Below are 19,836 nucleotides of genomic sequence, written 5' to 3' on the forward strand. Positions count from 1 at the left end.
TCAAAGTTTCTAAAGTTTTTTATAAAATATTATTTTGATAAATAGATTAATATTAACTTAATAATATATTTAATTTTGATTTTCTACTATTATCAATATATTATGTCAAAAAAGCTTAATTTTGAAAATTAATAATTCACAAAAGTTACCTTTGTTTATATTTTATTTTAAATCAAAAAATGGAATTTCTTGAGACCAGTTTTGGTCATTTGGCATACAAAAAACATGGGAGCGGTAAGAATATCCACCTGCTTTTTCATGGATTTGGCCAAAACATGAAAGCTTATGATTCATTTTTAACCTTAAGAAAGGAATCGGACTGTTATATTGTATTTGACATGTTCTACCATGGGCAAAGCAGCTGGAAATCGGTAAATCAAAAATTGACTAAAGAGATCTGGAGAGAAATCATGGTTCTGTTGATGGAAAAAGAAAATTTCGAAAAATTCCATCTCGTCGGTTACAGCATGGGTGGCAAATTTTGCCTCATCACATATGAACTCTTTCCAAACTTTGTAAAGTCACTGCTTCTGATGGCGCCTGATGGGATCAAAACAGGCTTTTGGTACAACATGGCCACTTTCCCGGGATTTCTCAACAAGCTCTTCAAACATGTGGTTTTCCATCCTGAAAGGTTTTTCAGGACAATGGATTTTTTCCATGGACTCGGACTGCTCCAAAACAGCCTCATCAAATTTGTAAAATCCCAAATGGGCACCCGAACAATGAGAGCGCAGGTATATTTTACCTGGAATGTTTTCAAACCCCTCAAGCCCGATTTGGGTCAAATCATAAAGATGATTCGGTTGAACCAAACTCCAATATTCCTCTTTACAGGAGCTTATGACAAAATGATCACTTCTGAAAATCTAAGCAGATTCAGTTCAAAAATCCCCCATATATCCCTACATGAACTGAATTCAGGTCATAATTCCTTGATTGTAGAAACTTCCATTTTTCTCGCAACCAACGGAACACACTTAGGATTTTATAATCGTTGAAAAAAATTTTAAGGATAGGGATTTTAAGAAAAACTTCCAAAAACAACAAAAGCGGCGAGATCGCCGCTTTTGTCTTTTATACCTACAAAATAAATTCAAGATATCAATACATTGGAAACTCCTTCATCAACCCCTCAAATGCATCTATCATTTCCCACTTTGGTTTGAAAGAAGTGTCTCTCATTCTTGCATTTACAGCGCCGCTTTCAATAAATTCCAATGCGGCCTTTAATCTCTTTTCTTCTTTGTCATCCCAATTTTTCGCCGGATCATCTCCTACCGCAAAATTGACAGGGAAACCATCAAAATATTCTGCCCTGCCCTCTGAATTGGCTATGGCAAAGGTAATCGGCACCAATTCCACATTGTTGCTGCTTAGGTTCCTGTTGAAACTTGATAATGGGAATGAGCCGACAGGCTTACCATAGGTATTGTCCCCTATCAAAACCAAGTCCATGTATGGTTCAAGACAATTGACCAATAACTCGGAAGCAGAGGCTGACCCTCTTGAGGTGATAAAAATCACCCTGTCAAGGTTGAGGTTCCCTTTTTTGGAGAAATTGACAGTTCTGTTATTTGAAAATTTGTTTCCGTTGTGTTTGTTGGTATACATCACTCTTCCATTGACTAAGGCCGGAGCGATATAATTCAAAATCTGCTCAGTCACAGCTACGGATCCTCCGCCATTGTACCTCAAGTCAATAATCAGTTCATTGATACCTTCAGCAATAAAGTAATTGAATAAATCCTCCACTTCCTGACTTCTGGTCGGACTAAGTCCTGCTGTTGCCTTGAAACTTTGATATACCCAATGACCAACTTTTTTTGCACCTACTTCATAGACATTTTTATACAGTACTGAATTGGTTTGAAATGCCCCTTTTTGGATTGTGCGGGTAGTTTCTGTACCATCCGGCAACTTGAACTTGAAAGTATTCGTCACCCCTACCTGATTTGCACCAAGATTAAATGAATAACTTCCTGTACTGGTTTTGTAATCAGAAATGGGTTTGTTGTTGATTTCAACTATCTGCCAACCTCTTTTCCATCCGTCTTTTCCTGCCGGGCCTTCGTCAAAAACAAAAGCAACAAACAACTTTTCATCCTTATCAAAGGCAAAGCTAAAACCGTGGGCACCTGAAGCCTGGCCTGTAAATGCTGCATCAAACTCCGCCTTCGTTGTCAGATAAGACCACCTGTCCAAAGGTTTGAACATCAACTCATCCAAAACAGCTTGATTGGAAGCAAATTTTGTGACATCCAATGTCTGCGGCAGTTCGCCTTCCCAATAATACCATTCCTTCATGGAATCGAAAATTGCTTTTTTAACAACATCTTCCACTACAACGGGGACTTGTTCCTCCTCTGGGTTACAGGAAAGAAACAAAATGGCTGAGGTCATCAGCATTCCCAAAACGGATAATCTTACTTTGAACATAAGCTTTCTTAAGGTGATTTCTTCGGTATACGTAATTCAGGACCAAAATGGTTTAAATCACAAAGTCATAAACCTTTACGCTTGCCCACTTGTTTGAGTTTTTCTCTATAAAAGCCAAATGCATGGGATCTATTTGGTAATAATCCTGGTCTTCTATGCTCTTGAAAAACAATGTACAAGCTACTGAATAACTATGGTCCACTACGGATCGGGCTTCTGTTGGTGCAGGAACACCCATATAGAAGTTATCCACGGTCTTACATTTGCCAAGTACTGAGGCCTCTTTCATAAAATCCTTTGTATCGACACCATCTTTCAACCAGAAAAATACCTGGTGGATCATTTTTTGTTTTGCTGCTTGTTCTGCCATAAGTGAAATTGGTAAAGTTGCTGCCGCACCGGCAACGGTTAAGGTTTGGAGAAATTTTCTTCGGGATTTCATAAGGGTAATTTAAAGGTTTAAAGATAAAAATTTAAATTGCTTCCTGAAATTGACATCCAAAATAATCGAAATCACATGAAATATAGAAAATTCGGGAAAACCGGTTGGTCCGTATCTGAAATTTCATTGGGCACTTGGCAAGTCGGAGGAGGCTGGGGAAAACCCTTTGATGCCAAACTTGCCAACAGAATCATCCACGCCGCGATCGACCGGGGAATCAACTTTATAGACACTGCAGATGTATACGGCGGTGGACTTAGTGAATCTGCAGTTGGAAAAGCAGTAAAGGAAAGTCCTGAAAGAATATATGTAGCCACAAAATGCGGAAGACAAATCCAACCGCATGTCAGTGAAGGATATACCACGGATAAACTGAGAGCATTTGTAGAAGCCTCCTTAAAAAATACAGGCTTAGATACAATCGACCTGATCCAGCTTCACTGTCCTCCTACTCCTGTTTATGGTCGGGATGAGATTTTTGGGCTTTTTGAAAAATTGAAGGAAGAGGGTAAAATCAGTGCCATGGGTGTCAGCGTGGAAACCGTTGATGAGGCCTTGGCCGCAATGAAATATGAAATCGTTTCTTCCATACAGGTCATTTTTAATATGTTCAGGTTAAAACCTTCCGAAACATTATTCGCCCATCCAGACATTGACAGGTTTGGGATAATCGCTAGAGTCCCTTTGGCAAGTGGTCTGCTTACAGGAAAACTGACTTCAGATACTGTATTTTCAAAGGAAGATCACAGGCAGTTCAACAGACAAGGAGAAGCTTTTGACAAAGGGGAAACTTTTTCAGGTGTAGATTACCAAAAGGGACTTAGAGCCGTGGAAGAATTGAAGGAGATATTCCAAGGCAAAGAACCTTTAGCAGCTTGGGCCATCAGGTGGGTGTTGATGTTTCCTTTGGTGAGCACCGTTATTCCCGGAGCTTCCAAGATTGATCAGGTTCATTCCAACGTAAAAGCTTCAAATCTTCCAGAGATTTCAGCCAAGGAAATGGAAGCTGTCAAAAATATTTATGACAAATATTTCAAGGCAGATATACATCATTTATGGTAAGGGTTGAAGGGGCTGCTTCCAAAATCGAAAACGAGGAACCCAAATATCTAAATTTATCAAACTGTTTACTGTAAACTGAACACTGTCAACTGTCAAAATGTCCAAGCGGGTACTTATCATCACTTATTATTGGCCTCCCTCTGCGGGTTCGGGCGTACAGCGGTGGTTGAAGTTTGCAAAATATTTACCTGAATTTGATTGGGAACCTGTCATCTTCACTCCCGAAAATCCGGATTTTGAACTCAAGGATGAAAGTCTTGTAAAAGAAATCAACCCGTCTCTTGAGGTGTTGAAATTCCCGATTTGGGAACCCTATGGGCTTTTTAGAAAAATAAAAAAAGAAACCCTCACAGATACCGCCAAAGTCCTTGAAAAAAAGAAAAAGTCCATCACTGACAAAGCCGGAATCTGGCTCAGGGCAAATGCTTTGATCCCTGATCCAAGAAAATTCTGGGTAAAACCGTCTGTTGAATTTTTGGCTGATTTGATTGAAAAAGGCCAGTTTGAAGCCATCATTACCACAGGCCCACCTCATAGTTTGCATTTGATAGGATTAAAACTCAAAAGAAAAACCGGAATCACTTGGTTGGCCGACTTCAGGGACCCTTGGTCCAAATGGGAGTTTTTAGACACACTTCCCATGCTTGATTGGGTGCGTCGACAGCACGAATCATTGGAAAAAAATGTACTCCATGAGGCTGATGCCATCATCACCATCAGTCCCACTTTTCAAAAAGACTTTAAAGTCCTTTCAGGTAGAAAAATCCACTTGTTGACAAACGGTTTTGACACGGCTGATTTGCCGGGAAATTGGTCAGCTCTCGAGCCCTCGGAGGAAGGTTTAGAAATCCTATACACCGGTGTCATTGATGCAATCCGAAATCCTATTCCTTTTTTGAATGCGTTAAAAGAAGTATTTGAAAACGATTCTAAAAAAGTTACTCTACGTTTTGTCGGCAAGGTATCTGAAAATGTGAAAACCCTCATTGACTCAGATTCCTGGTTTCAAAGTCATGTAAAACTGGAGGGATATGTTCCGCATGAAGCAGTATTTTCGTTTTACCAAAAAGCACATTTGCTCTTACTGATATTGACGGACACCAAAAATGCGCAGGGCAATATTCCCGGAAAACTGTTTGAATATATAGCCACGGGAAGACCCATCATTGCCTTAGGAGATCCTCAGGGGGACAGCTCAAAAATCCTGGATAATTCGGGTTCGGGTAAGGTATTTTCACATACCGATCTCAAGGGAATCAAAAAGTTCCTTCAAGATTTTAATCCCAAATCAGACTTTAGTCCGTCTGATTCCATCGAAAAATATTCAAGAAAAAACCTCACTCTTCAACTTTCCAATCTCTTAGATGAATGTACCGATCCCGTTTCTTGACCTCAGCTTGTTTGATCAAGATTTAAAGACTGCATTGGAGCGGAAGTTTTCCGAAATGCTTTCCAAGGGAATTTTTTCCGGTGGTGAAGAAGTGGAATTGCTTGCTTTAAGGATTGCGGATTTTTTGGATACGAAGTGCACCATTATCCCTTGCTCTAATGGGACCGATGCTTTGGAAATCGCTCTTCGGGCCTTAGAAATAAGCATTGGTGACGAAGTGATTGTACCTGCCCTGACTTGGGTTTCGACTGCGGAAGTGGTAAAATTGGTTGGTGCTAAGCCTGTTTTTATAGATACAGACCGTTCAGGATTAATGGATTTGGATCTTTTGGATCAATTGGCAACGCAAAAAACAAAAGCTATCATTCCTGTTCACTTATATGGGAAAATGGTCGATATGAAAAAGTTAACTTCATGGGCCAAAAACAAAGGGATCAAAATAATTGAGGACAATGCCCAGGGTTTTGGAGCTCATCAAAATGGAAAAAGTGCAGGTGTTTGGGGCGACATTGGTTGTTTCAGTTTTTATCCTTCCAAAAATTTTGGCGCCTTGGGAGAAGCCGGTGCAGTGACAACTTCAGATAAAAATCTTGCAAAAAAAATCCAAATGCTGATTAATCATGGTCAGCCTATCCGGGACCGACATGAAATGGTGGGAAGAAATGCTCGGATGGATTCCATTCAGGCCGGTTTTTTGAATGTCAAGCTGGATTATTTCAAAAATTGGCAAGAAAAGAGAAAAAATCTTGCTGCCCTCTACCTAGACCATCTTTCCGGAACGGGTGATTTGATCCTGCCCGATACTATTTTAAATTCAGATCACAACGCCCATCTGTTTGTGATACAAACAACGCTTAGAAATGAGTTGAAGCAATTCCTTCAAGAAAAAGGGATAGGAACTTCCATTCATTACCCAACCATAATTCCCAAAATGATTCCTTATCTAGAGGAGGTAGAATTTTCTATTGCCGAGAAAATAACTGCCTCAGCCCTTTCACTTCCTCTAAACCCATTTTTGACAGAAAAGGAAGTTATGCGCATAATCTTCGAAGTAAAATTATTCTATGGTAAGACTTCATAGGTCAATACCGACTTTTCCCTGTTTTTCAAATCGAACGAACCGACTTTTTCAAAGTGAAAAGAATTTTTTGCTGCTTCATAACAGGATTCACTGACTAGAATCTGTCCCCTGTTTGCTGCTGCCTGAAGTCTAGCTGCCACGTTTACCGTATCACCTATAACAGTATAATCCAGTCTTTTGAGTGTGGCCGAACCAATATTTCCCCAAACCATATCTCCGGTATTGATTCCAATGGAAACATCAGGCTTATAGGTTCCGGACTCTATTCCAATTTTGGCTTCATGTATTTTTGCCCTGATCGATGAACATGCGCGTAGAGCCCTTTCAAGATGTTTTTCGCCTTTAAAAGTCGCCAAAACTGCATCTCCCATAAATTTGTCAACAGCGCCGTTCTCATTGATGATTTCCTGCACCATGATGTCAAAATAGGCATTCAGCATGTTGACAACCAAGTCGGCGGGTTCGTTTTCACTGATCGCTGTAAATCCGCAAATATCTATAAACGCTACTGTTCCATCAATGATTTCATTGTCAAAGAAGGACGACTCCATGTCTTTTCCCACCATAAAATTAAGGACAGTTTCGTCTACATACATTTTGAGAATGTTGTTTTCTTTGATTGCCTTTAGGGTTTCTTTGATGCCTTTGACGTGTTTGATGGTCTTGTCTATGGTGATTTCTAGATCGGCAAAATTCACCGGTTTTGTCACAAAATCAAAAGCACCACGGTTCATGGCAATCCTGATATTGTCCATATCACCATAGGCGGACACTATCACTGACTTCAAAAGGGAGTTGTTTTCATTCAGCCGGGTAAGCAAAGTCAAACCGTCCATTTCAGGCATGTTGATATCACTCAGGACCATGTCCACATCCTTGTGCTCCACAAGTTGCTCGAGTGCATGCCTTCCATTCATGGCAAACACAAATTCGTATTCATTTTCACGGATTTTTTGCCTGAACTTCTGCCTTATAAGTATCTCCAAATCGGCCTCATCATCTACTACTAATATCTTTGCCATAATCACTCAATCAAAATGTTACGTGTTAATCAAATCCAAAATCTCTTTTCGAAGGGATTCAAAATCAATCGGTTTTGTGAAAAATTCCTTTGCTCCTGATTTGATAGCCTTGTTATAGTTGTCACTGTCACCATAAGCGGAAATCATACTCACGCTAATCTGGGGAAATTTCTTTTTCACCTGATCAAGAAGCTCCAATCCTGTCATGCCCGGCATATTGATATCCGAAAAAACATAGACCACACTTGGCGGATCAGATTCTCCCAATATACTTAAAGCCTCAGCACCTGAAAAGGCAAAAATCAATTCAAGGTTGCCCGACTTGGTTTCTTTCCTAAATTTTTGGCGAAAAAGCATTTCAACATCTTTTTCATCATCAACAATCAAAATTTTCATAAAACAAAATTTATTGGGTCTTGGGGATTAAAATTATAAATCTGGTGTATTCTCCCACTATAGAGTCTATTTCCAAAACTCCTTCGTGGTCTTTGATAATATCATGCGTAATACTGAGTCCTAGTCCGGTTCCCTCCGTCCCTTTTTTGGTGGTGAAAAAAGGCATCAGCAATTTGTCCCTGATGTCTTCCGGTACTCCGGGACCATTGTCCTCTACGACAACCATTACACTGTCCTCCAGGTTTTTGGTACTTACAGAAAGTTTGGGGAGATAATCTTTTCCATGCAGTTCTGTTTTGTCACGCATGGCATCAAAGGCGTTTTTGCAGAGATTCAAAATCACCCTGCTGAAATCCTCAGGATTGAGCATGACTTTGGGAAGGTTTTCCTCTAACTGGACTTTGATATCTACATTAATTGGATTCTTGCTCGCACGCATTCCATGAAAAGCAAGATTGACATATTCCTTGATCAACTCATTCAAATCGGTGGGTTCTTTGATGCCCTTACCACCACGGGAATGCATCAACATCGACCTGACTATGCCGTCAGCCCTAGAACCATGTTGGAAGATTTTTGCCAGGTTTCCTTTGACATCACCAAGAAGGGATTTGATATCTTCGGTGGTTTCATTTTGGTCCAGCTTTTCAACTGATTCACTGATCTCGTCGACATACTCCATGCTTAGCTCCGAAAAATTGTTTACGAAATTCAGTGGATTTTTGATCTCGTGGGCTATGCCGGCGGTCAACTGTCCCAAACTCGCCAGCTTTTCCTGTTGGATCAATTGTTCCTGTGTGGCTTTGAGGTTTTCATAAGCTTTTTCAATTTCTTTGGCCTGAGCCAATTCTCTCTCCCGGGACTTTTCCCTCTCTTTGGCTAATAGTCTTTTCTTTTGCGATATGTAAATGAGATAACCTATCCCCACTACACAAAACAAATAAATCAAATAAGCCCACCAAGTGGCATACCAAGGGGGAAGAATGGTAAAAGTATAGGTGGCTTCCTCGCTGATGACATTGTAGAGGTTTTTGGCGCGAACCCGGAAAGTGTAAGTACCTGTGGCCAGATTCGTGTATTCCTTATAAGAATTGGTGCCCCAATCTGTCCAATCAGGATCAAAGCCCTCAAGATAAGTTTGATATACAGTCCTGTCTTCCTGCTCAAAAAATGGGGCAGCATACATAAACCGTAAGGAATTGTTGGATTGTTGGAGAGAAATACCATCGGCTGCATCCAAACTGAGGGTGTCTGTTTTTGTGATTGCTTGACGCAAAAGAATAGAAAAAGGCCTTTGCACTGATTTTTCTTTTTGGATCTCCATTCTGACCAAACCATCGCCACTACCGATCCAAACAATGCCATTTCTTTCGGGAAAAATTGTGGTTATGTCCTCCCAAGGATACCCATTAAATAGATCATCTTCCAGTTTATATCCCCCATTGGGTAATGGTGTTGCCAAACGAATTTTATTCTTGATGGTAACCCAAACACGCCCTAATTCATCTTCCTTCAAGTTAAAATTATCTGTAGAGGAATAATCAATCTCAATTTTTCCAAAAGTATCATCCAATTCAAATTTTTCAGATTCAGGATTGTAAGAAAAAAACCCATTCTCAGACAGGGAAAAAATTTTGCCGGCTACACCATAAATCACTCCATCTCCTGCCTTTTCTTGATTTTCTCCCCCATATGTCACAATTTTTGATTTTGCAAAATCAAGGTTTCCTTCTTGATCTAACACCGGAGTTATTTTATAAGCATAACCAGATTGGGTTCCAGCCCAAATATCCCCCTCTTTGGTTTCAGCCAAGGTCCAAACACCATGAAAGTTTCCGGGAAAATGACCTTCCTTTTCCCAATTAGTGCTGCCTGCTTTTTTTCTGATTACTGCTACACCAAGGCCACTGCCCACAATGACTCTTTGGTCCAAATGCTTTGAGTTCAAAAATACTGATCCACTAAGCCAACTGTCAGCTAACTCGTATCCAATTTGCAAATCTCCTTTTAATACCCCAATCCCATTTATAGTTCGAAAAATCAAATCCTCACCAATAGGCAACATGTCAAAAACTTGAGTTCCCCCACCGAAATCAATCTGTTCGAATTTTCCGGAATTATTATTTAAGGTGGAAATTCCAATTGGCGTTCCTATCACCAACCTTTCTTGAACCCTTTGAATGGATAAAATCCCTGTCTTTAGACCTGATTGTTTGGAAAAAGTGGTAATCGAAGGACTTAACTCCACTTTGGAAATACCATTGTCCAATCCCAACCACAGCATATCTGACGAATCTAAATAGGACCAATAAACTGATTCATCCTGGAGTCCTGCTTCATAATTAATATTCCTTAGGACCTTTCCTTCGGGATTCATTATGAAAATACCCTTTCCAATTAAGGAAACCACAAAATTTCCATTCGGAAGGGTGATACTTCTATATAAAAATTGGTCCTTTAATAATGGATCTAATTCTGTTTTGAAAGGGACAAATGATTTTCCGGTAAACCCAAAAAAACCTTCGCTTGCAGTCCCAACCAAATATTTGAAATCTCCTATTTCTTTGTCAGGAATAGGGAGCATAATATAAACGCGTGTATTTTTAAAAATTTCTGAACCGGGTACAATTTCTAAGTTTTCGCCCTTAAGTTGATAAAGCCCTTTTTCCAGCTGGAAGATGTATAATTCATTTTCAAAAATCATACTGTAAACAAAAAAAGAATCAGCCTTCCAAGCCTTAAATTCTCCCCCTTCTGAAAGCTTTGTTAGGTTGATCCTAAAGAAGTACTCTTTTGATTGTACAAAAAGGAAATCGCCTTTAAGATTGATAGATCGAATATCTGAGAAATTTCTAAATTCAGGTTTTACCAATTCTAATAATGAAAATGCCTTGGCAATTCCATAATCATCGAATTCAATATATCCGAAATTCTGCCCTCCGCCAAAAAATATCTTTCCGTCTTTACCTTTTTCAAATCCCCGAACAGTTTGAAAAATAACTGAATCTGAAATGCTTATCTGCCTCCAATTCACTCCATCATATTCCGTAATCCCGGCAGAAGTACCAAAATACATCACCCCATTGTCACTTTGGATCACCCCCCATACCTGACCATGCCCCTTGTAGTCTTTGGGAGAATAATTGGTAATCAAAGGATATCCGAGTTCCGGATTGGATTGGCTAAATACTTTGGTCTGATGAAAAATGAAAAAAAACAGGGTGATTATAAAAAAGCTTTTGCTTTTGGTTAAATATTGGTTTGGGCGTATGGTTATTTCCATATGGGTGGCGCTATCATTCAAGATAGAAAAATACATAATCTAATTGATATATGGAATTTCGCAAGTCAATTACATGGCTTGTCAAATCAGTATTTTCTTCTTGAATTTGATTTTTCAATACAAATAAGTTTTTAATTGCTTCTCTTTGTTAGACTTTTTTGTTTTTTGGTCAAAAATAATTGGTGCGGAAAATCAATGTTTGATTAAAAGTGCCTTTCCTCAGACCGGTAATAATATAGAAAATGTTGTCCCTTTTGACATTTCCCCTGCATTTGCTTTAGGGTTGTTAAATACCTTGATTTCACCTCCATGGGCTTTGATGATATCATAGCTCAATGAAAGTCCCAATCCGGTTCCTTGACCTGTAGGTTTGGTGGTAAAGAATGGTTGGAATATTTTTTCCTTGATGTCCTCGGGAATGCCGGGTCCGTTGTCAGAGACATTGATTTGTATTTCTTTTCCAAGGTTTTTGGTAGAAACAGTTACCGTGGGTTTTAAATCTGAATGGTTTTTTCTGTATTCAGAATTTCCGCAGGCGTAAAAAGCATTGTTGATCAGGTTCAATAAAACCCTACCAATATCCTGAGGAACGATATCTACTTTCGGCAAATTCGGATCAAAATCCATTTTGAAATCAGCATTGAAGGTTTTGTCTTTGGCCCGCAATCCATGGTAGGACAACCTTAAGAATTCATCTGCCAATTCATTGATATCAGTCGGTTCCTTTTGCCCGGATCCTGTCCTGCTGTGCTGCAGCATCCCTTTGACAATGCCGTCAGCGCGCTTGCCGTGGTGATGGATTTTTTTGAGGTTTTCGATGACATCCAGCGAAATGGCTTTGGCTTCTTCAAGATCCCCTTTGTCCAGCTCCTCCTGAAGTTCCTGAAGCAGTTCTTCACTTACTTCAGAAAAGTTGTTGACAAAATTGAGTGGATTCTGAATTTCATGAGCGATTCCGGCAGTCAGTTCTCCCAATGAAGCCATTTTCTCAGCGTGGATCAGCTGACTTTGGGTGGACTTCAGTTCAGTTAAAGTTTTTTCAAGTTCTTCTTTTTGCCGGGTAAGTTCGGCAGTACGTGCGGTTACTTGAATTTCCAATTCGGCCTTAAGTTTTTGAGAAATCTCATACTCCTTTTCCTTTTCTAAGGCTTTGAGCCGTTCTATCTCCAGTGCTTTTTTCTGTTTTCTGCCGCTCCACCATATGGATAAGGCCCAAAGTATGGCAAAGAATTCAGCTGCTTCAAAGTAATTTTCGATCTTTTCAAAAAAATCAGTACCTACAATTTCAATCAATTGACCAGCAAAAGAAATGATCATGTATGGAAGAATGGCATAGACCAAAGATTTTCCTTTAGAAAAACCCGGTACCCTGTAGGAAAGGTAAGTGACCCCACCAAACAAAATGATTGTTAAAATTACCAGCAAAGAATTTGGTAATAAGTGGGTCACCTCAAAAAATATAAGCCCCGCTCCTACTCCTATTCCTATTTTGAGCAACTTCTCCCATTTAGAAAAATCAACAGTTAATTCTCTGTTTTTGCGGAGATAGTTTATGATGAAAATCGAAATGATATTTTCTAAAATCATAATCCTATTTTATTTCTTAATCAGTAGTCATTAGGAATTTTTTATCCAGAATTTCTCCTCTACAGGCAGTTCTTCCAGATAGGATTTCGTTTGATCATTTCCTTTTTTGACCACTCTTTTCCAATTGGCATCATTCAACAAGCTTACCGCCCTGAGGTTGATTTCAAAATAGAGAGACACCTTTGATTTGTTGATTTCCTCACGCTGTCTTGGATTGAAGGTCATTGAGTTTAGCATGACAGTTGTAGCAACAGGGTTGTCTTGCTGTGTTTTCTTTTTGAACTTTCCTTTGATTTGGTCCCATACAGAAGGAAGATTGTTTAAATCAATTTTTTCCGGTTCTGAACCTGTCAGAGAAACAGCAATGATATGTTTTATAGGATAGCGATACATGGGGTCTATTGGGATATTTTCAGATAATCCACCATCCACATACACCTGATTTTCGACCACTACAGGAGGGAAGATTCCGGGAGATGAAAAACTTTCCTGAATCTGTTGCCAGACCAATCCGGTATTATGGATTTTGACTTCATTTTTTGACATATCGGTAGAAACACAGTATGAAGTGATCCAAAGGTCTTCCAAATTTGTCTCTTTGAAAATTTTGCGTGAAAATTCACCGATTTTCTTTCCGCTGCTTTTTGAAAGGAAGGTTAGGAAAAAGTCATTTATTCCAAATTCATCAGAAGTTGATTTTTCACAGATTTCATTGATTTTATCAAAATCAAATTCAGAATAGGTCATTCCGATTCCATAAAGTGCACCGGCACTTGAACCTCCGAGAAAATCAATTTCAACACCTGCTTTTAATAGGGCCTTCACTGCCCCGGTATGGGCGTAACCTTTTGAGCCGCTACCCCCTAGGACCAAACCTACAGCCTGATTCGTGATTATCCGGCAAATCCTCCTCATATCCGTATTGTTGTTTTTCCTGGCATGGATATGTAAATGGATATTCCTGTTTTTGAACCAGCGGGCAGTATTTTCAGGAACAGGGCTATTTTCAGGATGCAATAGCAACAAGTATTTTTTTCTGTTTAGTATGTTATTTTCATAAAGCTTATGATTCTTTTCTATATCGTAGATTTTGGAATCTGCATGAAAATCCGAGGCCAGAATGATCAAATCCGCATATAGCAGGCATTGTTTCGTCCATTCTGAATCTTTACCGCTACATACCAATAGATTGACTCCATTATGGGATTCCATAAGCTCCAAGGCAGGTGTGGAACCATCATTTTTATTAAAAGCCCTATCCAGTACCTGTGTCTGAATAGAAAGAGCTTCCAAGTTAATTTTAATTTCATCTATCCATGGGCCAAGATCGTAATCTTCCTGGAGCTGAATGAAAACAATATTTTTTGGAATGGCTTCAACCTTTTGTTCAAGTACATTTCTGCGCATTCTGTTGATTACAAATTTTGTCAATGCAGAAGCAAAGTGAGGGTTTTTGGCAACTATGGCATGATATTCTGCTTTGCTGATTTTCAATACCACAGATTTTCGGATCGCCAGTACTGCTGCCATTCTAGGCTCATCTGTAAAAAGAGCAAGTTCACCCACAGGTTCACCTTCAGCAATATCACCTAAAATCGTAATACCGGATTTTTCCTCGTTGATTGCCCTTAATCTGCCCGATAAAACAACATATAGATCATTTTCGCTATCGCCTTGTCGGAACAAATACTTGCCTGCGTCAAGTTCTGTTTTTATGCCTCCTTCAAAAATCTGCCTAAGGCTACTTTCTTCCATTTCCCCAAAAAGATTGCTAAGGAGCTCTCGGTAATGATCATCAAATTTATTTTTCATTGCCATCGATTTTATTTTTTTTAATTTATGTGGATTTTTCCTAAAAAAGTAAATTAATTGGAAAAACTGTTTCACATATTGTGTGTTTTCTCTGTTTTGCCATATTTAAGAAGGCTTTTTGACAGAATCTGGAGATGAATCTTTTTTTTGTTTGAGGAGATGTGGTAAACATGTCCATAAGCAAGTGAAGTAAATTGTAAAAGAAAGGTAAACCTTGAAATCTGTATGTCTTTCCATTTACACCAAAGAATTCATATACAAAATCAAAATGATTTATTATCTGTCCTAATTTGGTTTCTTTGCAACGAACTCAAAAGGGTAAGGTGAGATCAATTTGCATCAAATCAGGCTATTGAATGCTTTTTTTTAGGTATTAGAAAAACAATATCACCAATTTTTGCTTACCAAAATCTCTTTTCCTTGGGAAAATTTTCCAGAGCATTTTTCATCTGATCATGTCCCTTTTTGACAATCTCCTTCCACTTGGTATCGTCCAGCATCCCAATTCCTTTGAGTTCCATTTCGAGATAAATTGCCACGCCGGATTTTGTCATTTCCTGTTTTTGTCTGCTATTTAAAGTTAAGGAATTAACCAAAATAGAGCTGATGCCCGGAATTCTGTATTTTTTCTTTCCGGCGATTTTATTCCAAATGAGCTTTGAAGCTGTGGGTGTTTCATCAAAATCCACCTCTTGGGTCCTCAATTGACTTAGGGAAATGGCAATGATATGCCGGACAGGATATTTGTACATGGTCTCGATAGGGAGATTGTCTACAACACCACCGTCTACATGGAGCTGATTGTCAATGACCACAGGTGGATAAATCCCCGGAATTGCAATACTTGCTTCGATTTGCTTTCTGGCAAGCCCTCTTTCATGAATTTTAATAGTGGAATTGGAATAATTTGTAGAAACGCAATAACTCCCCACCCAAAAATCCTCTAAATAAGTGTCACCCATCATTTTTTTCACGTAGTTGCTCATTTTTTTTCCTGACATGATGGATAATAAAGGAATGGTAAAATCATTGGAGGTAAGTTTGCTTTCGGCAGATTCCCTGCTATAATGATGAATCCTGTCCTTGTCAAAATCGGAAAATGAAGCGGTGAGTCCATAGAGGGCTCCGGCACTTGTCCCACCCAAAAAATCGATTTCCAATCCTTCTTCATAGAGTGCGAGAATAGCACCTAAATGCGCAAATCCTTTTGCCCCACCGCCTCCAAGAACCAGTCCAATGGCTTTATTGGCAAGAATCCTGGCAAAGCGTCGGATGTCCGGCCCGTAATTTTTGCGGTAATGGATGTGAAGGTTTATTTTTCTGTTTTCAAACCATCTTCTGGTATTTTGGGGAAATTTAGCATCTTCGGGATGAAGCAGTAAAAGATAGATTTTCTTATTAAGTATATTATTTGAATATAGATCCAATTGTTTTTCAATTTCCTGAAGACTGCTGTCTGCATAAAAGTCAGCTGCCATCACAACCAAATCCGCATAAATGATGCATTGACGGGACCAAGCCAAGTCCTCATCACTGCTTACTAAAAAATTCAATCCATCATGTTGCTCCAGGGTATCATACATGGTTTGCAATTCCAGATTGGCATGTGAATCATGGTCCAAAATCTGAATACTCACATTCAGGGATTCAAACTGTGCTTTGATAGCTTCTGTATATTCTGTTATGTCATTACCTGATTGGAGATTGATGACGGCAATATTTTTGGCAGAAGTTTCCAGGTGTTGCTGCAGGCTGTTTCTCCGGAGCCTATTGACCACAAATCGGGTTAACTTGGTTGAGAAAGCAGGATGGCTTGCGACTATTTGATGGTATTCCTTTTCCTTCAACTCCAACACTATGGACTTTCGGATGGCAACTACTGAGGCAGATCTGGGTTCTGCCATAAAAAGCGCAAATTCACCTATCGGTTCCCCCTCTCCTATATCCCCAAGTGCATGCAAAGTCCCGTCACTCTGCTCGGCAAGTGCCCGGAATCTACCGGACAATACTATGTAAAGCGAGTTGTCATTATCCCTTTGATGGAAAAGAAAAGATCCGGTGTCCAGTTCAAGGACTTTGCCTTTTTCGAGAATTTGAGTCAATAATTCGTCATCCAGTTCACCAAATAGGCGAAGGAGAATGGCACGGTTGTGTGGATTGTGGCTTAAATTTGGGTTCAATATGTTAAAGTTTAAAATTTGCTTAGTATAAGGCTGTTTAAAATTTGCTTAGTATAAGGCTGTTTAAAATATATGTAAATAGGAAAGCACCAAAAGCTTATTTTTTAAGTGGTTGGTTTTTAATGTTTATCCATGAATCGATTTTTTTTGAATAAATATTAAAACAAGATCCATAAACTTAAGTCAGGACTAGGGTATTTCCCGATGCTCTTTGTCTTACATATTTCAAAAATGAATCTCTAATTGATAGGAAAATGAACTTTCCTTGTCAAATTAATGGGTTGATAAGCAACGCTTAAAAGGAATTCAATATTGGATGATCAATTTAGGCTAGAGGCAAGGTGATAATAAATGATGTGCCTCCCTGTTCTTCAGATTGGTCTTCTCCAACTTTGGATTCCACGATTATTTCTCCGCCATGAGCTTTTACTATGTCATAACTCAAAGACAACCCCAATCCTGTCCCCTGTCCCGTAGGCTTGGTGGTGAAGAAAGGCTGGAAGATTTTGTCTTTGATGTCTGTAGGGATACCTGAACCATTGTCAGAGATGGTTATTTCGACCACTTTGTCAAGTTTTTTGGTCTGTACTACCACCGCAGGTTTATAATCAGGAATTCCTGATTTTGATTTTTTGTCGACCGCATAAAATGCATTATTGATGATATTGAGAAATACCCTTCCCATGTCCTGTGGTACGACATGGATTTTTGGCAAATCAGGATCAAAATCCATTTTGAAATCTGCGTTGAATGTTTTGTCCTTTGCCCTTAAACCATGATAGGAGAGTCTAAGAAATTCATCTGCAAGTGTATTGATATCGGTAAGAATAGCCTCTCCTGAGCTCGTTCTGCTGTGCTGGAGCATTCCTTTCACAATGGAATCAGCCCTTTTGCCATGGTGCTTGATCTTGATGAGGTTTTGCTTGATGTCACCAAGGATTTCGCTGACCAATGTTTCGTCTCTTGATTCAGGGCTTTTTGCTCTTTCTTCTTCAATCTCTTCAATCAGTTCATTGCTCACTTCAGAAAAATTGTTCACAAAATTCAGGGGGTTTTGGATCTCATGGGCAATGCCGGCAGTAAGCTCACCCAGCGATGCCATCTTTTCTGATTGGATGAGTTGCTTTTGTGTTTCCTGGAGCGTATTTATCGTCGTACTCAGTTTAAGAAAAGATTCTGCATTGTCAAGTGCTATGGCTGAGTACAAAGCAATCGTGCGCAGCATGTAGAGGTGGTAATCGGTAAATGCATTTTTCTTGAAACTTTGCACCGTGATTACACCAAACATTTTTCCTTTTACTTTCAATGGAATATAAATGAGAGAAACAGGCACTTCCCCCTCGGAAGGCGTAGGCATTTTTTGAAGGTAATTGCTGTACTCTTCGTTCAGATCGTTGATGACGATTTCATTTCCGCTGTTAAAGCAAAGTGCAGCGAGTCTATTGGGGTCTTGGATGGAGTTGGAATACGGAGGCAATGGTTCCCCGTTTTCATAGGTAGAGGGAAAATCCAAGGTTTTGGTTTCTTCATGGTAAATCCCTATGCCAAATATGGAAGCATCCATTAGCCCATTTACATTGTTGTAAACGGTACCAATGATCTTGTCTACTGATAATGAAGCAGTGATCTGTCTACCTATCTCACCGAGTAACTCGACATTGTTATATGATTTTTCGAGACTGTCTTTTTGAATGGCAAGCTGCCTTGCCTTTTCATCTATTTCCAGTTTTTGCCGCTGTAGGAGGCGGTTAGCTTTTTGTTTTTGACGGATATTTCTTACGAGAAGAAAAGCAGTAATCAAAATTAGTCCCAATACAATCAAGGCACTGATCAAGAAATTTTGCTGCAATTTCCTTTGCTCATTGAGCAAGGCAATTTCATCTTCTTTCAGTTGCATTTCGTAATTATGCTCCAGCAAAGTTGATCTGTTTCTGATTTCATCACTTTGCATGCTGTCCCTGTAACTGATGTATAGGTTCCTGTAGGTGTATGCGTTTTTATAGTCATTGTTAAGCAAAAATGCTTCTGATAATGCTTTAGCATTTTCCCTCAAATCTTCCATATACCTTGTTTTGACTGCCAAACCATAGCCCATTTCAGCATAATATAAAGCACTGTCAGCCCTGTTTTCCTTAAAATGTGCACGGGAAAGAATGCCATAGATCCATGATTCCAAATCAGTCGCACCCAATTCTTTGGCAATAGGCAATGCCTGATAGGCATTATCAAATGCAAGCTGCAAACTGTCCAAGTGGATGTACACGTCAGCCATGTTTCCTTTAAAAAGCAACTTGTTAAGGGGAATGGTTGTACTGGAAAGGGCCCGCTTATAGTAACCAAGGGCTTCAGGGTATTTTTGTGTAAGCCTGTAATTTTCCCCTAAACCATTATAAAGAGTACTGAGTTGGTTGTTTCCTAATCCAAGTTTTTTGATCAGATCAGGTAGTTTTTGAAAATATTCATTTGATTTATCATGATCCCCTATCTGTGCATACAGGTTACCTAAATTTAAATATGAGGAATATAAAAAATACTCATTAGCTTGTTCTTGGACCCATTTTAAAGACTGCATACCATAGTCCATTGCTTTCCCCAAGTCTCCAAGACTTGCATATACACTAGATAGAAAATATTGTGAACGAAGTATGTATTCTTTATTATTGATTTCTATTGCCAGGTTTTCACTTTTAATTCCCCAGGAAAGTGCCTCCCTTAAATCCCCACTTGATTCATTAGTATTCCCTTTTAATATAAATACCTGCCACTGCAGTGATTGATCTTCGGTAAATTTTGCCAAGGAATCAGCTAGTTGGAAATATTTTAGCGCTGCTTCATTTTTGCCCTTGAGTAGGTTAACTCTTGATAATATTACGTGGGCATAGCCTTGACCTGATAGATAATCCAAATCCTTTGAAAGGTTGAGTGCTTCTAAAGCAAATTGCTCCATATCATCTTCGGAAACTAATGGAGGGGTTATGCAAATTCTATTCAGCATGTTTACCCTAACAGTATCCTGTTTGGTGTACTCTTGGATCTGTTTTCTTAGTTTTTCAATTTCCAATGACTGAGCCTGACAAAAAATGGAAAAGGCAATAAGTACGAAACATAAAAAGACTTTTTTCATACAGTGACGAATTTTTGC

The 19,836-nt window shown here is 39.2% G+C and carries 13 protein-coding genes; 4 read left to right on the plus strand and 9 right to left on the minus strand.

Annotated features, from left to right (window positions below; all coding sequences use genetic code 11):
* Positions 1-179: 179 nt before the first annotated feature.
* Positions 180-1,001 carry an alpha/beta fold hydrolase gene (locus tag DQW11_RS02355; RefSeq protein ID WP_113922396.1) on the plus strand — a complete coding sequence of 274 codons (822 nt, stop codon included), beginning with the start codon at positions 180-182 and terminating at the stop codon, positions 999-1,001.
* Positions 1,002-1,104: 103 nt separating this feature from the next.
* Here DQW11_RS02355 and DQW11_RS02360 read toward each other — a convergent pair whose 3' ends face one another.
* A complete protein-coding gene (locus DQW11_RS02360) occupies positions 1,105-2,439 on the minus strand; it encodes a S41 family peptidase (protein ID WP_113922397.1) in 1,335 nt (444 codons plus the stop codon).
* 52 nt (positions 2,440-2,491) lie between these two features.
* Positions 2,492-2,881, minus strand: coding sequence for a Dabb family protein (locus tag DQW11_RS02365; protein ID WP_113922398.1), 390 nt, complete (start codon positions 2,879-2,881; stop codon positions 2,492-2,494).
* A 75-nt stretch (positions 2,882-2,956) separates the two neighbouring features.
* Between DQW11_RS02365 and DQW11_RS02370 the strand changes: the two genes are divergently transcribed.
* From DQW11_RS02370 to DQW11_RS02380, 3 genes are all read left to right on the plus strand, one after another.
* Positions 2,957-3,943, plus strand: a complete 987-nt coding sequence (locus tag DQW11_RS02370) for an aldo/keto reductase (protein WP_113923173.1) — start codon at positions 2,957-2,959, stop codon at positions 3,941-3,943.
* A 97-nt stretch (positions 3,944-4,040) separates the two neighbouring features.
* On the plus strand, positions 4,041-5,333 hold the full coding sequence (locus DQW11_RS02375) for a glycosyltransferase family 4 protein (RefSeq protein WP_113922399.1): 1,293 nt from the start codon (positions 4,041-4,043) through the stop codon (positions 5,331-5,333).
* Entirely contained in the window at positions 5,308-6,414 is a 1,107-nt protein-coding gene (locus DQW11_RS02380; protein WP_113922400.1) for a DegT/DnrJ/EryC1/StrS family aminotransferase, read from the plus strand. Before DQW11_RS02375 ends, DQW11_RS02380 begins: the two co-directional genes overlap by 26 nt.
* Here DQW11_RS02380 and DQW11_RS02385 read toward each other — a convergent pair.
* The 7 genes from DQW11_RS02385 to DQW11_RS02415 all read right to left on the minus strand — a co-directional run bounded on the left by DQW11_RS02385 (position 6,396) and on the right by DQW11_RS02415 (position 19,818).
* Positions 6,396-7,436, minus strand: a complete 1,041-nt coding sequence (locus tag DQW11_RS02385) for an adenylate/guanylate cyclase domain-containing protein (protein WP_113922401.1) — start codon at positions 7,434-7,436, stop codon at positions 6,396-6,398. The two genes, DQW11_RS02380 and DQW11_RS02385, sit on opposite strands and share 19 nt — an antisense overlap.
* An 18-nt stretch (positions 7,437-7,454) precedes the next feature.
* On the minus strand, positions 7,455-7,832 hold the full coding sequence (locus DQW11_RS02390; RefSeq protein WP_113922402.1) for a response regulator: 378 nt from the start codon (positions 7,830-7,832) through the stop codon (positions 7,455-7,457).
* A 10-nt stretch (positions 7,833-7,842) separates the two neighbouring features.
* Positions 7,843-11,115: an ATP-binding protein gene (locus DQW11_RS02395; protein WP_198669825.1), complete on the minus strand. Its 3,273-nt coding sequence runs from the start codon at positions 11,113-11,115 to the stop codon at positions 7,843-7,845.
* 219 nt (positions 11,116-11,334) lie between these two features.
* Complete coding sequence (locus DQW11_RS02400) at positions 11,335-12,702, minus strand: sensor histidine kinase (protein WP_113922404.1); 1,368 nt, start codon at positions 12,700-12,702, stop codon at positions 11,335-11,337.
* A 30-nt stretch (positions 12,703-12,732) separates the two neighbouring features.
* On the minus strand, positions 12,733-14,514 hold the full coding sequence (locus DQW11_RS02405; RefSeq protein ID WP_198669826.1) for a cyclic nucleotide-binding and patatin-like phospholipase domain-containing protein: 1,782 nt from the start codon (positions 14,512-14,514) through the stop codon (positions 12,733-12,735).
* A gap of 401 nt (positions 14,515-14,915) precedes the next feature.
* The gene (locus tag DQW11_RS02410; RefSeq protein ID WP_113922406.1) at positions 14,916-16,694 is read right to left on the minus strand and encodes a patatin-like phospholipase family protein; all 1,779 of its coding nucleotides are present in this window, start codon (positions 16,692-16,694) and stop codon (positions 14,916-14,918) included.
* A gap of 325 nt (positions 16,695-17,019) precedes the next feature.
* On the minus strand, positions 17,020-19,818 hold the full coding sequence (locus DQW11_RS02415; RefSeq protein WP_113922407.1) for a tetratricopeptide repeat protein: 2,799 nt from the start codon (positions 19,816-19,818) through the stop codon (positions 17,020-17,022).
* Positions 19,819-19,836 lie beyond the last annotated feature (18 nt).

This window comes from Cognataquiflexum aquatile, from assembly GCF_003316845.1.
GTDB lineage: Bacteria > Bacteroidota > Bacteroidia > Cytophagales > Cyclobacteriaceae > Cognataquiflexum > Cognataquiflexum aquatile.